General features: G+C 40.7%; 14 protein-coding genes and 1 tRNA gene. 6 read left to right on the top strand and 9 right to left on the bottom strand.

From position 1 onward, the window contains the following. The first annotated feature begins 7 nt into the window (after positions 1-7). The 3 genes from FS373_RS32610 to FS373_RS20825 are packed head-to-tail and all read left to right on the top strand — an operon-like array spanning position 8 to position 4601. A complete protein-coding gene (locus tag FS373_RS32610; protein WP_152830507.1) occupies positions 8-2338 on the top strand; it encodes a glycosyltransferase in 2331 nt (776 codons plus the stop codon). A gap of 47 nt (positions 2339-2385) precedes the next feature. Beyond that, positions 2386-3432 carry a Gfo/Idh/MocA family protein gene (locus FS373_RS20830; protein ID WP_152830506.1) on the top strand — a complete coding sequence of 349 codons (1047 nt, stop codon included), beginning with the start codon at positions 2386-2388 and terminating at the stop codon, positions 3430-3432. A gap of 5 nt (positions 3433-3437) precedes the next feature. Further along, positions 3438-4601, top strand: a complete 1164-nt coding sequence (locus tag FS373_RS20825) for an ATP-grasp domain-containing protein (protein ID WP_152830505.1) — start codon at positions 3438-3440, stop codon at positions 4599-4601. On the opposite strand, the gene FS373_RS20820 is transcribed toward FS373_RS20825, so the two are convergent. The 6 genes from FS373_RS20820 to FS373_RS20795 all read right to left on the bottom strand — a co-directional run bounded on the left by FS373_RS20820 (position 4594) and on the right by FS373_RS20795 (position 9919). Continuing rightward, positions 4594-5541 (bottom strand): glycosyltransferase family 2 protein, encoded by a 948-nt coding sequence (locus FS373_RS20820; RefSeq protein ID WP_144045808.1) that lies wholly within the window; start codon positions 5539-5541, stop codon positions 4594-4596. The two genes, FS373_RS20825 and FS373_RS20820, sit on opposite strands and share 8 nt — an antisense overlap. A gap of 68 nt (positions 5542-5609) precedes the next feature. Then, on the bottom strand, positions 5610-6677 hold the full coding sequence (locus FS373_RS20815) for an FkbM family methyltransferase (RefSeq protein ID WP_152830504.1): 1068 nt from the start codon (positions 6675-6677) through the stop codon (positions 5610-5612). A gap of 297 nt (positions 6678-6974) precedes the next feature. Continuing rightward, entirely contained in the window at positions 6975-7232 is a 258-nt protein-coding gene (locus FS373_RS20810; RefSeq protein ID WP_144045810.1) for a hypothetical protein, read from the bottom strand. Then, complete coding sequence (locus FS373_RS20805) at positions 7229-8524, bottom strand: motility associated factor glycosyltransferase family protein (protein ID WP_152830503.1); 1296 nt, start codon at positions 8522-8524, stop codon at positions 7229-7231. The genes FS373_RS20810 and FS373_RS20805 overlap by 4 nt, the downstream gene beginning before the upstream one ends. A 50-nt stretch (positions 8525-8574) precedes the next feature. Beyond that, positions 8575-8650: transfer RNA gene (locus FS373_RS20800), tRNA-Arg, on the bottom strand. A 108-nt stretch (positions 8651-8758) separates the two neighbouring features. Continuing rightward, positions 8759-9919, bottom strand: a complete 1161-nt coding sequence (locus FS373_RS20795; RefSeq protein WP_144045811.1) for a flagellar assembly protein T N-terminal domain-containing protein — start codon at positions 9917-9919, stop codon at positions 8759-8761. Between the two features lie 517 nt (positions 9920-10436). Here FS373_RS20795 and FS373_RS20790 point away from each other — a divergent pair. Next, positions 10437-11066, top strand: coding sequence for a FlgO family outer membrane protein (locus FS373_RS20790; protein ID WP_144045812.1), 630 nt, complete (start codon positions 10437-10439; stop codon positions 11064-11066). Further along, positions 11063-11509, top strand: a complete 447-nt coding sequence (locus FS373_RS20785) for an LPP20 family lipoprotein (RefSeq protein ID WP_144045813.1) — start codon at positions 11063-11065, stop codon at positions 11507-11509. Before FS373_RS20790 ends, FS373_RS20785 begins: the two co-directional genes overlap by 4 nt. Before the next feature lie 378 nt (positions 11510-11887). On the opposite strand, the gene FS373_RS20780 is transcribed toward FS373_RS20785, so the two are convergent. The 3 genes from FS373_RS20780 to flgA all read right to left on the bottom strand — a co-directional run bounded on the left by FS373_RS20780 (position 11888) and on the right by flgA (position 13430). Next, complete coding sequence (locus tag FS373_RS20780) at positions 11888-12313, bottom strand: flagella synthesis protein FlgN (protein ID WP_144045815.1); 426 nt, start codon at positions 12311-12313, stop codon at positions 11888-11890. A gap of 4 nt (positions 12314-12317) precedes the next feature. Continuing rightward, a complete protein-coding gene (gene flgM / locus FS373_RS20775) occupies positions 12318-12641 on the bottom strand; it encodes a flagellar biosynthesis anti-sigma factor FlgM (protein ID WP_144045816.1) in 324 nt (107 codons plus the stop codon). An 84-nt stretch (positions 12642-12725) separates the two neighbouring features. Beyond that, complete coding sequence (gene flgA / locus FS373_RS20770; protein ID WP_144045817.1) at positions 12726-13430, bottom strand: flagellar basal body P-ring formation chaperone FlgA; 705 nt, start codon at positions 13428-13430, stop codon at positions 12726-12728. A 222-nt stretch (positions 13431-13652) separates the two neighbouring features. On the opposite strand from flgA, the gene FS373_RS20765 reads away from it, so the two are divergent. Further along, the gene (locus FS373_RS20765) at positions 13653-14573 is read left to right on the top strand and encodes a chemotaxis protein CheV (RefSeq protein WP_144045818.1); all 921 of its coding nucleotides are present in this window, start codon (positions 13653-13655) and stop codon (positions 14571-14573) included. The last annotated feature ends 8 nt before the right edge of the window (positions 14574-14581 follow it).

Raw genomic sequence — 14581 nt, 5'->3', positions numbered from 1 at the left:
GATTATTGTGAAAATTTCTATTATTATTCCAGTTTATAATCAAGAGAAAAGTATTCAACATTGCCTTACTAACCTATTGCAGCAGTTACACTCTGAAAAACTAGAGATACTGGTTGTTGATGACTGCTCTACGGACAATACTTTTGCTAATGTTGCAGCCATGGCAGCGTGTTCACCGAGAGTAAAGTTATTCAAGACTGTGGCTAATGGTGGCCCTGGGGCGGCGCGAAATGTCGGCTTAGAGCAGGCATCTGGTGAATGGATAATGTTTGTTGATAGTGATGATTTACTGTCAGACAACGCAATTGAATGCTTATTACGACATTTGTCTAGAATAGAGGCTGATCTATTACAACAAAATCAAGTTGATATCCTTGGTTTTGACTTTAAATACAGTGAGAACTCAACTAATAATAGCCGTGTCTCGGGGAGAAGGGATTTAGCATCATTAACCAAGACTAAACAAGCGCTTTTGAATGATTATATTTCTCTTACGATGGATGGTTCGGTGATTTATTCGTTATTCAGTCACAAGTTAATTATGACTAATAACATCAGGTTTAGAGATGGTTTGCACGAAGATGTAGACTTCACGTTTAAGGCTTACTTTTACGCCAAGCGGATCTCTGTACTACCAGAAACCATTTATCTGAAAAATGATCGCCTAGGTTCAATCGTAAATACCTTAACGGTTGAACATATAATAGGTTTTTTTAACGCTTACCGAGAAATGTTGCGCTTCATGGTTGAGCGTAGCGCCAATACGGCGGACTTTACCCAGAAATATAATATGGGGCTGATAGGCTTAACAGCAACACGAGTGCTACTAGCTGTAGAGCAAAATAATACTGATCAAGCGCTTTATCAGACTCTTTTTGAACAAGTAATCAGTACCATGCAGCACACTGATTTGGACGGAAAGGCCTGGGAAAAGCCTGCGTTTGAAAGTAAGTATATTAAGTTATACCAGGGCTTTATCTCTTTGTTTAAACAAGGTACTGCGAATATAGTTACTAATGTAAGAGCACTGGTTGACGACTTAAAGCCTAAGTCTTGGAGTTGCTATGATCTACACCACTCTATTTATTTAGCACCTAATCAAATAAGAACATGTTGTAAACGTTATTTTGTTGAAGACAAAATAAAAGGCGATGTGGTGCTATTAGATAATAGTCAATATTCGTACGATTCCTTCAATATTGATAATGTACTTAAGGAAAAGCGTAAGCTGTATGTTGATATTAATAAAGGGGCTTCAGATGATTGCGATCAGTGCCCATTTTTAGAGTTTAAAGCATGGAGTGATATCAAAATTGAGCATGTTTCACTAGAGTATCATAGCGTTTGCAATATGAAGTGTAGTTACTGCAGCGAAACATATTATGACGGTAAGAAATGTAACTATTCTATTGAAGGCATAATCGGTGAATTAACTGCTAGACCTGAAGACTTTCAATGTAAGTCGATTGTTTGGGGCGGTGGAGAACCAACGCTAGATAAGAACTTTTCATTATTAATTAATAGCTTATTCGATGCATTCCCTAGCGTAAAGCATCGAGTTATTTCTAATGCTACTGTACTAAACGATGCATTGGCCTTAGGTATCGAGCAAGATAAAGCGATTTTAGTGACAAGTATTGATGCTGGTGATGCTGACGTTTTTTTCCAGGTAAGAAAATACCGACAATTTGACAAGGTACTAGCAAACTTAGCTCAGTATGCAACTCACCGCCCAAAGAACATCACTATTAAATATATTTTTCTGCCTGAGAATACCAGTTTGCAGCAGGTCACTGGTTTTGTTGAGAAGATAAAACAATACGGTTTACAACAGTGTAACTTTCAGATTAGTTATGATTTTAATGAATCGACTATTGATGATGATTCATTAGTTTATGTGTATATTTTGCATGGATTATTAACCCGAGCCAAGGCTTCACTCGTTTTCCTTGACGATCTATTTATGGCGAGATTGAAACCTACAAACATAAACTACCAGTATATCAGTGATAAGCTAAGTACATTGGGTTACTCATCGTTATCACCCTCCGTTAATAAGCAGACAAATATAGTTATTTGGGGGGCAGGTAAACAAACGGAATATTTACTGAACAATACACATTTCAGGGAGCAATACAGGGTGAATTATATTGTTGATGATACGCCAAGTAAAATAGGCACTCAGTTTGGGGGATTTGATATCTTATCACCTGAGGAGTTGGTTCATAACGATTACCCAATACTTATTTCCGCCTCTCAAAGCACAAGTATTATAATGCAAAGATGTCAGACGTTGGGGCTTAAACCGACACGTATAGTGCGTGATCTTATTGTTTAAGGAAGTATGACGATGCTGAGTATATCGACGAGCGAGCAATAATTGATATGTTAAAACTATTGGTGATAGGCCCTGGCCTAATTGGTAAAAAACACATAGCGCTGATTTGTGATAATCTGCGATGTAAGTTAGAAGCGATTGTGACGGCACACCCAGCCAAACATAAAGACTTGTCAGAAGACTTATGCGTTCCTATTTATAATCTGTTAGATGAGGCTCTATCACATCATCAGTTTGATGGAGCTATTATTGCGAGCCCAAATAACCTTCATGTCAGTCAAGCCAAGGTGCTGTTAAAGAACCAAATTCCGCTATTGATTGAAAAGCCTTTATCTTCGACCATTGAAAGTGCAGAAGAGCTGGTACATTTATCACAAACTGAACAAGTTCCGGTATTAGTTGGACATCATCGTACATACAGTAGCTATGTTGATGCGGCTAAAAAAATCATTACTAGTCCACAATTTGGTCGTTTAGTGAGTGTGCAAGCTAGTGCGTTATTTTATAAGCCAACTCAGTACTTTTTAGATGGTCCTTGGCGTACTGAGCTCGGTGGCGGTCCGATACTGATTAACCTTATTCACGATATAGGAATGTTACGTTCTTTATGTGGTGAGATTGCCACCGTATTTGCTTTTGGCAGTAACAGTCAGCGTCTATATGAAGTAGAGGATACCGTGGCGATTTCATTTAGGTTTACGAATGGCGCTTTAGGTACTTTTTTATTATCAGATTGTGCTGCCAGCTATAAAAGTTGGGAGATGACAAGTGGGGAAAACCCGGCTTACCCCTTTTTTCCTAATGAAGCAAGTTATCACTTCTCCGGCACAAATGGCTCGTTAGATTACCCTAATATGAAATTTAACTTCTTTGCCGACAAAGAGAAAGCATCGTGGTGGAATGGATTTGTTAAGCAAGAAAAGCACATAGATTTTGTTGACCCTCTAGAGAAGCAATTGGATCACTTTATTGATGTTATTAAGCGTAATGCTAAACCTATTGTTAGCGCCGAGAACGGCCTTATGAATATGTACGTCATAGAGGCTATTAGTCAATCAATCACTCAGCAACGACCCATCTCACTAAGGGAATAGCCTTTATGCACACACCCAAAAAAGTATTATTAGTAGATAGTGCATTTTCGGCTGTACCAATCTACCAAGCACTGTGTAAATCAGGCTTTGATGTTTGGACTATAGGTAATAGAGAGAGTGACGCTTTAGCATTAATCTCTGCAGAGCGCTGGATAAAACAAGACTATAGTGATGTAGCTCAGGTACAGGCCATAGTGGAAGAGCAAGCTTTTGACTATATCGTACCAGGCTGCACAGACTTATCTATTGAGGTTTGTCAGCAACTTAGGGGTTATAGGAACTTTTTTGATTCCGAGGAGGTGTACGCCAACTTAGGCAATAAAAAAGCATTTCGTAACTTATGTCAACAAATGGGATTATATTCTCCAGTTGAAATGAAGTTAGCAGATTTTCCTCGTGCGGGTTGTTTTATTGTTAAACCCGTCGACTCCTATAGTGGTCAAGGGATCTCTATTGTTGATGGTAATAACTTACAGGTTTTATCAACAGTTGTTGAACAGGCCGAACAGGTGAGTCGAAGCGGGCATTATATAATAGAAAGCTACATTGAAGGGCAACTTTACAGTTTTAGTGCATTATTGACAAGTCACAAAGTAGTGGAAAGCTTTATTGTCAAAGAAGGCTCATCTACAAACCCCTATGCGGTTGATACCAGCTATATTGATGAAGGTTTTCCAGAAGAGGTAAAGGCTTATTTAACCGTTGCAATGGCTAAGTTATCAGCGCATTTACAACTAAAAGATGGCTTGATTCACTTACAGTTTATACTTCGTGATAATTGTGCATATTTAATTGAAATCACTCGTCGCTGTCCAGGTGATCTGTATTCATTATTAATTGAATACAGTACAGGCATTCCTTATAGCCAGTTATATGCTGCTTATTTTACTGAGACTAAAATGGATAATTTATGTAGTCCGAGGGAGTCGAATCATATTGTTCGGCATACGGTAAGTGCAGATAAAAACCTCCCTTTTACAGGACTAGAACTGTCACATCCAATATCGTGCAAAGCCATTTTTCCACTTTCTTCGTTAGGTGAGCCGTTAGCGATAATGCAGCAAAAGCGAGTGGCGATAATTTTCGCTGAAGCTACAGATGAACAACAAAAAATCGCACTATATGATAACTTTATTGATAGAAGTCGGTATCAAGTGACAGCTAAGTAATAAATAACTTGGCTCTTGCCATATTAGGGTTTTCTCTCAACTCCCAGGCCAAGTGATGACGTGCATCGAAGAACTGATTAAATGTTGCTGACTCAGTAATAAATCGGGTGAATCGTGCATCTTCATGTAGTTTTAAAAAATACATTGCAGTGGCAAAGTAGTGGTGTGCTTTACCCTTTGCTACTGTATCGTTATCCATACCGAGTGCTAAAGCTTTGTCACATGCCCATATCTGTGAATCCAAACATGCCTCACGGCGATTGAGGTCACTTTTTATGCGACTTGTACAGTTGTTATTGTGCACACGGTATCGGCCATAAACTTGGTTAATAAAATCGATACTCCCTCCGGCATACATAGTATTGAGAATATGCCACGAATAATCGCCGACTAAACCGTATGATCCATCTATAGCATCTACCATTTTGTCATGCCGTCTAAACCCAACGGAGCTAGTGTTTAAAAAAGTGCCATACTTTACTAAATGCTCAGCATTTGCTTGCTGTGGAATGTATTGCCAATTATAAAAGTCTCGGCTCCAATAACCCAATGTTTGATTGGTGGCGCTATCAAAACTCTCTGCTTCATGGTAAACAAGCGCGCACTCTGGATGTTGCTCAAGATAATTGACCATGGCTTGGAGCTTTCCAGGTAGAGCCAGATCATCACCATCCATGAATATCAAATAATGACCAGTAGACGCCTGCATTATTTTAATTAACGAGAGCTTACCGTCCAGGTTTACTTTATTTTCAAAGAAATGCAGATTTGTATGCTGCGTAGCTAATGCCTTAATAACGCTTGCACTGTTGTCTGAAGATGCATCATCAATACAGAGTACTTCAAAATCGAAGTCAGTGATCTGGGTCAGCACACTGAGCAAACATGCTTCTATGTACGGTTCAAAGTTATATGACAGAATTAAAACGCTAACTTTCAAGATTGTATTCCTTTATTGCTTACCTCTAACTGTTTTAGAGGTGATTCTGAGAAAACTCTAGCGACTAGTTATGCTGATTGAGCTGGTAAAGGGATAGCGTAAAGTACGGTTTCAAACCAATTATCGAGGTGATGGCCGATATAAAATGTATATTCAACATCTAGGCTATCTATGAATCTAGGTAAGCGCCATAGGTCATCAAAAAAGTGGTACAAACAAATTGCTAAGACGGGTCTATGCTGCTTAATAGTGTGCTGTGCCCCCTGTAGAGCTTGATGTTCAGCTCCTTCAATATCCATCTTGATCATGGAAACAGAGTAGTTTTTGGCGGCGCTAAAGGAATCGATATCAATGACCTTAACCTTAATGTCACCTTCTGCAGTTAATGCACAAGCGGCGCCTTGTACTAGGCTTGAAGAATTAAAGCTGAGAACAGTTTCTTCGTTCCATAGTCCTTTTTCAATGAGCTCAAAACGGCAGGAGTCTTCACGCAGAGCTACGTTTTTCATAAGGTGTTTGAGATTTTCTATATCGGGCTCAAATGCAACAATTTTTGCGCTTGAGGTAAGCTTGTCAGCTAGCTCTATTGTTGAATCGCCATCGAAGGCGCCGCCATCAATGATAACACCTTGCTTATTTAATACCGATTTAGGGTGAATATATTGTGGGTAATCAGACATCGGGAAGTGGCCGCCGTGCTGATGTAGATAGTTAGCTATGTTTTGTAACACATTTAAACTGGCATCGTCTGCAACGCGGTTGGTTAGCCAATCTAATTGTTCAAGCCAGTTTGGCGATAATGGCGTGTTTGATAAGCCTGTTATACTAGCATCTGTCACATGCTTGCAATCTAGCAGTTCTAGTTGTTTGACTATCTCTTTATTCCATGTGCTGGCAATGACCACCGGGTGGTCGTTAATGATTTTCATGGTTGGGGTGCAGATTTCTATTCCAAGAACTTGCTTCCCCTGTTTCTTTTCATCATTATCATAAATGCGTACAACTTCAATATTGGATTTATGTAACCACTCGATAACTTGTTGACCACCATTTCCAGCGCCAAACACTGCTACTTTTTTATGCTGCTCAAAAAATGATAATTGTGTTGATACAAAGTTTTGAAGACTTATATTCATGAATTTAAATTCCCTTATCTCACTATATAGCACTCGGTGGCTTACTCACATTAATGATCAAATTGATTGTTTGTATTTGATGTTATCAGTTCGCAATAGCGAATCATGATGCAATTAGGTGAACATCTCAGTTGAAAGCATATGTATAAAAAACGTCCTTATCTAAGCAAGATCTCTATATAAAAAGCTTTCAGCTTCCTAGGCTAATCTAAATCGGTAAATAGTAAAGAGCAACTCTTAACAAACGTATTTAATTTCTCGGTAATGCTGACGCCCCTGTATAAGCTATGGTACTGGCTAGCTGACAAGTAGACGTGGTAACTCATACTCTAAGTCATCGGCTAGCCCAAGCCAGTCATGTCGCTCTTGAGCTGCCAACATAAGAGGCACTAGTTGTATTACTTGATTAGCTTGTTGCAGCGTAGGAAGCATCGGCTCTAGGTGGTCGATACACTCTCGTAATCGCTGGGAGCCTTCAGCTTCCTGCCCTAAGCGAAATCTATGGGCTGTTTCAATTAACTTTTCTATTAGTGTGTTTACTGTACAGTTACTCAAACTTTACACTCCCTATATTGAGCACCGTTAATACGAGCTCCGTCTAGACTTGATTGATAGAATTTTACCTGTGGTTTTAAGCGAATATAGTGCTCTAAACTTCGAAGGTATGCTCTAAAGTTGAGATCGGTGGCTACTTTGTCACCATGGCCATTTATCACCCAGTGTTTCGCTTCGGAGGCCTTTGGTCCAAGTAAGCCATCTTCCCAAAAAGCATGAGTTTTATTATTTGGATAACTAAAATCGCAACCGAAGAGAGTAATTTCCCAACTATTGAGAAAGGCCGCGAGATCAACAGCCGGGTGAATAACACTACCGTTAGTGAATAGCCTTAACTTGGGATGTTTTGCGTCCAACTCATCATAAAGTGTCGCTTTAGAGTAGGCATTGAACCTAGGCCCTGTCCAATGCTCTATAACACTTGAAGGTACTCTTGGGAAGTATACGAGTGTCACTGAGTCAGGTATCTCCTCTGGTAGGTGGGACAGAGTAATATTAGGGTCGATGCTAACTAATATATCGGGAATAATACTTTGGCTTGATAGCGCTTTAAATGCAGTATCTACCGCTATCATTAATGGCCGCTTTCCAATAGGGAGTGCTCTTTGTACTCTCAAATAGTCATAATGATCTTCTAGAGTAGGTCCTGCTCCAATGACTAAGGTGTTATGTTGGGTATGAGTCAGTCTTAATGTCGATGCATCAGGATCTAGTTCTAAATACTTTATATTTTCATTGAAGCGTTCAATCAGTTGAGGATCATCAACCTGATGTTGTTTGTTGGCATACTCACGGTTATTTTCCAGTACTAATAAATCTCTTAATATCGCATTCTCATTGTCAGCAAGAAGAAGATCTGGAGTTATTGAAATAAATGATTCGGCTATTTGATGTTGATTGGGGATCTCTATAATCGTTATGCGTCTGTCAGTTAGCCATTCCCGTTGGTCTGTGTAAGAGAGTAACAGAGCAAATAGACCTAGATTGAGCGGACAGACAGTAATGTTTGTTATCAGCTTACTATCAGTCAATAAACTGGGGACATCCCCCATTCCTATGCCATAAACGGTAACTTGTTTACAGTCTAACGGGAGCTGACTTATAAAGAGTTGGGCTTCGGACATTCGATTGTGGCGGCTGCTTAATTGGATGCCATTAACGCTGATAGTTTGATTGCTACCAGTGACAAGATTGGCATCGAGATCGTCAAAAGATTGAAACTTTAATGCTGAAGCAAGCACAGGCCAGCGCTGCTGGATAATTTGAAGATTTGTCGAAAATAGTTCAGTCATTGATTCTATCCTTGAAAGTATTACTCATCACAAGATATTAGATCACTAACTGGTCTCCCCACAGGGACTCGAACCCCGATCGATCGCTTAGGAGGCGACTGCTCTATCCTGTTGAGCTATAAGGAGACGCCTGTGATTATACTGGTTTTCGCCTCAATGAAAAGAGGGGATGAAAAGCTAATGAGTTCAGTTGCTTGTTTATCATGCGATTTAAGTCAATAACTCAGGTTTTAGCTACATTTTGATCGCAAGGTCATTAATTTGGACGTTATAAGAGGCATTCTTATCGATTAAAATCGCCGTCGCTGTTTTTTCAGTGACTTGATCGATTTTTATTTCCGCACGGCTTTTCCCTGCAATGGCGCGCATTTTATCGAAACGGTCGTTGATGTTTTGTTGCAGTATTAACTGAAACTTATCGCCGACTCGGATGCCGTGGCGTCGACCTAGGTTTAAAATGACTCTGTCATGCTGTCTGGCGACGACTTGTCCTAATACCGGTCGGCAACTCAATGTGCTATCTATGTCTTCAACTACATTGGCTAATACCTTATCGATACTCTTGCCGTAGGCTGAAGCCCAGAATCTTTGGTGATTCGAGGGGACGGTTTCTTGGCGTTCAAACTCCCAGGGAGAGGAGGTGGTGTAAGAATCGCTCCAAATCTGTTCTCCACTGATGCCATGGTATAAGGAAAGCCTGATGCGGAATTGGCGAATGGGATCACTATGCCATAGCCCCAGCATTTGGCTTTCGGCGGGATCGGTCGATATATCGAGAATCTCAGGCAGGAGTACGTATTGGCTATCGGTGATTTCGCTGAGCCAACTGGGTAGACGATAGCCACGGATATCGACGAGTTCTTGTTCAACATCTAAGCGCTCGTTGGCATGGATATGAACAAAGCTGGTCAGTGACTGAGCTTCTAGTGCATCACCGAGTCGCTGGGATAGGTCTTTCTCAAACAATCCGATATTGCCGTAGCGTAATTGAGCCCTGTCCTGAATTAAAAACTGAGGAACCAGTATTGCGGCTTTTAGCTGTTGGCTATCACATTGTGAGCCTTGTGATTGCATAACATCGACTCGGAGCATGACAGTTAGTTTTTCGCCGTCAATGAGCTCGTTGACTAATTCGACTCTGCTGGCTTGGGCTTGGTTTGTTAGCGAAAAACTGTCTTGAACGAGTTGTCCGTTACGGACTCTTTGGGTGCTGGTGAAATTGGCACCATTTTTGAGTGTGGCATAGGTCAGTGCCTGTTCTATTGCATCTTCCCTGGCTTTGCTTATGTTACCGTTGATAATATTTGCCTGGCCTTTGACCACAACCCATGCGGCATCGGCGGTTGAGGAAAAAGCGATTAAAAAGAGCCAAATTATTACAGCGATAATTTTCATGTAAGATGTCCACGTCTAAATCTATGATGGCATTTTCAAGCACACAATGGGCGTCAATAATGGGCTTTAATATTGAGGCCTGACACTATTAGCGTCGCATTTCTGACACTTGGTTAGCTCAAACTGTCTATTATCATGCTTGTAGCAAGGATTAAGACACTATTGATAAACCAAGCAATTAATATGCCATTATCCTGTCTAGAGTTTATGTCAAGAACATGTTCAAGAGCTGGTGTCGCTCATCTCTTGCTTTGTGAGTAATAACTTAGCTTAAGCTTTGTATTATTGAGCCGATAAACACCTAATAGGCAAAACAAATCTCTACTTATATTCTATATTTTGACCAAGGTGGCTTAATATTTGCTTTAAATCTTATGAAGCGTCATCGATTAACCCGAACAGTCTCATGGCACATAGGTAAATTCAGTGTCGGCAGACTTGGGTGATATTACAGCTTTGAAATAGTCAGAGACTTGAGTTAGATAATTGATATTGAGTGTTTATCCAGGAATTAAGTATGCGTAAAGCACTAGTGTTTACAGCAGCGTTACTCTTGAGTGCGTGTGCGAATAGCGGTGAAGGCCTGTCAAAAGATAACCTTAGTCAAGGCAATCAATTGCCGTCGACATCGGCCATCAACCACTTGTCTGAGCAAATTGTCAGTGAGTTGGTTGAGCAGAATGATGAGCTCGGGAGTGATCAGCCTCTGCTGGTAGCAACGCCTGTGTTACTGGAGTCTTTTAATGAGACAAATGCAGTTGGATTACAGTTGCAGCAAGGTTTAATTGCCGCCTTACATGGGCGTAAGTTTAATCTGGTAGATATCAATGTCGGCGATAACATCAGGGTTACCCCCAATGGGGACTTCCTATTGACTCGTGATTGGAAGCAACTCCCTTCTGGGATCGCCGTTGAGCATGTTCTTGTGTCGACGATGAGTATCAATACCAGAGGACTCGTGGTTAATTCCAGGATAGTGAACATAACCAATAATCGAGTGGTTTCGGCGTCACAGGGAGCATTTAATATCAACGAATTACCTGGGTACCTGAAAAAATCTGAGAAGATCACCTCAAGAGATGGTCTGTTATATAGAGATCCCGTCGGCGGATTGCAGCAAGTTCAAGTTATAGGTGGTGCACAATGAAAACATGGATAATCTTATCTTTACTGTTTATCTCAGGCTGTGCGTCACAGGACAGGTACATAGAGTGGGAAACTCAGGCTCCCGAAAGTTTTCCTAAATTAACGGCGATAGGCTATGCGCCATTAGACACTCAGCCAGCCCAGTCTCAGGCGCAAAAAGTGGTGATGGCGATGCAAGCCTCGAAGATTGCCGCATACAGAGAGTTAGCCGAACAGGTTTTTGGCCAACAGTTGTCAGCAAGCAGCAGTGTCAATGATTGGATGTTATCAAACGATAGCATTCAAGCATCTGTATCTGGTGTGATACGCGGCGCTAAAGTGGTGAAGAGTTATCCTGCCGGGGATCATTATGTGACCGAACTCGAGTTAGACTTCTCTCTAGTGTGGGCCTTGTATGAACAGCAAAATAGACCACAAAAGATAAAAGAGATCACTTACTTTTAAGCGTTAACTATTGGAGGCAGGAAAGCAGTAGGCTTGCTGTCTTTAATTTCCTTTTCGATTTCACATGACTTTCTTACCATTACTCGTTCCCTTCATGGCTTCCTGCCATTTTCTGGCACATGGCTCATGACTGTCTAGCTTAGAAAGTTCCTGTTCTGCCGAGCCGTATTTCTCTTCATAAGGTGAAGGTCTAGCTGTGTTTGGGGTCAGAGTGATGTGGGAGTGGTCTAGGTATCTCTTGGCCATTATGGGATAGGGTATATTTATCTGGCTGATAAGGCTCTTAATCGCTATCTTGAGGCTTAGTCACCGTGATGCTTAAGTTGGGGCGTTTATAGCAGAGCAGAGTGTTATGGCTGGGGAGCATCAGATGGGCTGTTAGGCTTGTATATCATTGCCCAAGGTAGATATTGTCGAGGTCTTTCCCTTGTCATTATAGGTCAAGCTAGATGCATTGCGGCTAACTTGCAGAGCCTGGGAAAAACGATTCATGCTTGCGATATTCAGTTCTATCAGGCTGGAGTTTTCACTATTCAATTGTTTACATTCATCCAGCAGCATTTTGGCCGATGCCACTCGAGCTGATAAGTGTACATCATTAATGAGTAAAGCCTTATCAACATGGAGGGATAAAGCTTCATCTTTACTTTTCAACTCATCGAGTAATCCTGCCTTGGCGCTCGCCAACGAAAGTAGAAAGTCTGCATCTTGATTGGTCAGTGCAGCTTTCTCATCTGTAATGATTACTTTAAGCTTATTAAGCAACTCGAACTGAAGTTCGACGATGTCGTTTATCTTGCTCATAAAATTACTCGTTCATTCCCTTTAGGTCATTTTCAAACTGAGCTATGTTGATAGCCAGCTTTTCTGGATCAATTTTATAGCGACCTTCTGCGATTGCCAGTTTTATTTCTTGAACTTTTTGTTCATTAATTTCTGGGAAATCAGTCATTTTTGCTTGAGTGCTCTGCAGTTGCTGTGCCTGAGAAGTCAAAGAGACTGAGTCACTCTTAGGTGGTGTACTCAGAGAGTTGACCGAGTCATCATTGGATTTTTCACTGCTTTTATTGGCAGGAGACTTTCCAATGTGAGTGTTTACTGCAGTGTTTACTTGCTTAATATCAATAGCCATATTCGGCTCCAACAATTAAAAAATAAAAGAACATAATGGTATATCGGCAGTGATACCCTGAGCTTTAATAAAAATTAAGCAAAATTACATTCTAACTTCGACCTTGCCAACATCAATGACCCTTGCGTTGACAGCTTTATTCGAATAGGTGTTCTTTATACGAATTCTATCACCTAAATTACCATCTTGCAGTGCTTCTCCGACGGTTTTTATTTCAAAGTTATCAGTACGTGCAAAAATTGAGACTGAATCTCCTTTGCAGACGAAGCAGAGATTATTACTGAATATTGGTTGATCGGGAGCCATTCTTCTTTTTACTCGGGTACCAACGACCTCGTCCAGATTGTTGAATTGCTGACCTCGTAGAAGTGTTTGCTCTACATACTTGATGACAATGTCGCTTTTAGCGATTAAATCCCCTGGGCCCAATGTTGCTCTGGCGACGACAACCGGGTAAAGAATGTCGACTCTTACGGAGATAAATATTTGCCATGGGTATTGAAGTTGTGGACTTTTACAGGTTATTTTTACTGTATTGTTGCGTTTAATGGCTCTGTTACTGGCCAATTCCGCTGTTATTGGTGGAAAACATAATGGTGGCTTAAGTCGAGTGTCTAAACTTTGCGGGGTAATATTTACTCTTGCATGCTCTGCGACATCTATTTTTTCTTCTACAGCCCCTATAGCTAATTGGGATATGGCCGATAGAGTAGGCACACTCGCAGCTTGTGTGCTTAGCGCGTGATTTGACAAGAATATCAAAGAAACGAGGACATATTTTACTTTCATAATGAATAGACTAGCTTGATGGGCTAGATTACACCTATACTTTCTTAGTGACCGAAAATTTCGCCTTTCTCTGTAATAAACTTAAGGCGCCATAAACTTGACTATAAAGGGTCAAGTTGTGAGATATTTAACACTTAAAAGTAAATAAGCAATTAGTATGCCTAGTATTCGTAAAACCATGAGTATTAGGTGACATTTAAAAGACGACAAGGCAAGCGCATTATGTCAAGTATTCTTGAGTCAGTGAACAAACGAACACAGTTAGTCGGTCAGAACCGTTTAGAGTTATTGTTATTTAAACTCAATGGTCGTCAAAGGTACGGTATTAATGTTTTTAAAGTCAAAGAGGTACTGCAATGTCCTCCTCTTACCAGCCTTCCTAAGTTAAACCCTTATGTGAAAGGGGTCGCCCATATTCGTGGTCAAACGATTTCGGTAATCGATTTGAGTGCTGCTACAGGGGGGCGTCCAGTCGATAGTATCGATAACTGTTTTATCATCATCTCTGAGTACAACAGGAGTGTTCAAGGTTTCTTGGTATGCTCGGTTGAGCGGATTATCAATATGAACTGGGAAGCCATCTTACCCCCGCCAAAGGGAGCTGGTAAGTTCTCATATCTCACGGCTGTGACTGAGATTGAAGGCGAGCTTGTAGAAATACTCGATGTGGAGAAGATTCTTGATGAGATCTCGCCGGTTAAAACTGAGATAAGTCAAGAAGTCGATGAGCAGTTGACCTTAGATAGGGAAAAACATTTCCATATTATGGTCATAGATGATTCGGCTGTAGCCCGTAAACAGATCATTAGGGCATTAGTATCATTAGGTTTGCAGATAGATACTGCCAAAGATGGCAGAGAAGCGCTGGAGAAGTTGAAAGCTATTGGCGCTGAAATGGACGATGTATCGACCGAGATCCCGCTTATTATCTCAGACATTGAAATGCCTGAGATGGATGGCTATACCTTAACTGCAGAGATTAGAGACAACCCTAAGTTGAAAAATATTAAAGTAGTGCTGCATACATCTTTAAGTGGGGTATTTAACCAAGCTATGGTTGAGAAAGTAGGAGCAAATGATTTTATTGCTAAATTTAATCCAGATGAACTTGCAGCAGCAGTAAATAAGCATTTGAGTCTATAATGATTATT

It is taken from the genome of Shewanella sp. YLB-07 (assembly GCF_009377275.1).
The sequence above is the reverse complement of the archived record's forward strand: the minus strand, read 5'-3'. Positions and strand labels throughout refer to the sequence as shown.

Coding starts and splice junctions, on each gene's coding strand:
- FS373_RS20830 (WP_152830506.1), top strand. CDS start 2,386: ATGTTAAAACTATTGGTGATAGGCCCTGGCCTAATTGGTAAAAAACAC.
- FS373_RS20825 (WP_152830505.1), top strand. CDS start 3,438: ATGCACACACCCAAAAAAGTATTATTAGTAGATAGTGCATTTTCGGCT.
- FS373_RS20815 (WP_152830504.1), bottom strand. CDS start 6,677: ATGAATATAAGTCTTCAAAACTTTGTATCAACACAATTATCATTTTTT.
- FS373_RS20805 (WP_152830503.1), bottom strand. CDS start 8,524: ATGACTGAACTATTTTCGACAAATCTTCAAATTATCCAGCAGCGCTGG.
- FS373_RS20795 (WP_144045811.1), bottom strand. CDS start 9,919: ATGAAAATTATCGCTGTAATAATTTGGCTCTTTTTAATCGCTTTTTCC.
- FS373_RS20790 (WP_144045812.1), top strand. CDS start 10,437: ATGCGTAAAGCACTAGTGTTTACAGCAGCGTTACTCTTGAGTGCGTGT.
- FS373_RS20785 (WP_144045813.1), top strand. CDS start 11,063: ATGAAAACATGGATAATCTTATCTTTACTGTTTATCTCAGGCTGTGCG.
- FS373_RS20780 (WP_144045815.1), bottom strand. CDS start 12,313: ATGAGCAAGATAAACGACATCGTCGAACTTCAGTTCGAGTTGCTTAAT.
- flgM (WP_144045816.1), bottom strand. CDS start 12,641: ATGGCTATTGATATTAAGCAAGTAAACACTGCAGTAAACACTCACATT.
- flgA (WP_144045817.1), bottom strand. CDS start 13,430: ATGAAAGTAAAATATGTCCTCGTTTCTTTGATATTCTTGTCAAATCAC.
- FS373_RS20765 (WP_144045818.1), top strand. CDS start 13,653: ATGTCAAGTATTCTTGAGTCAGTGAACAAACGAACACAGTTAGTCGGT.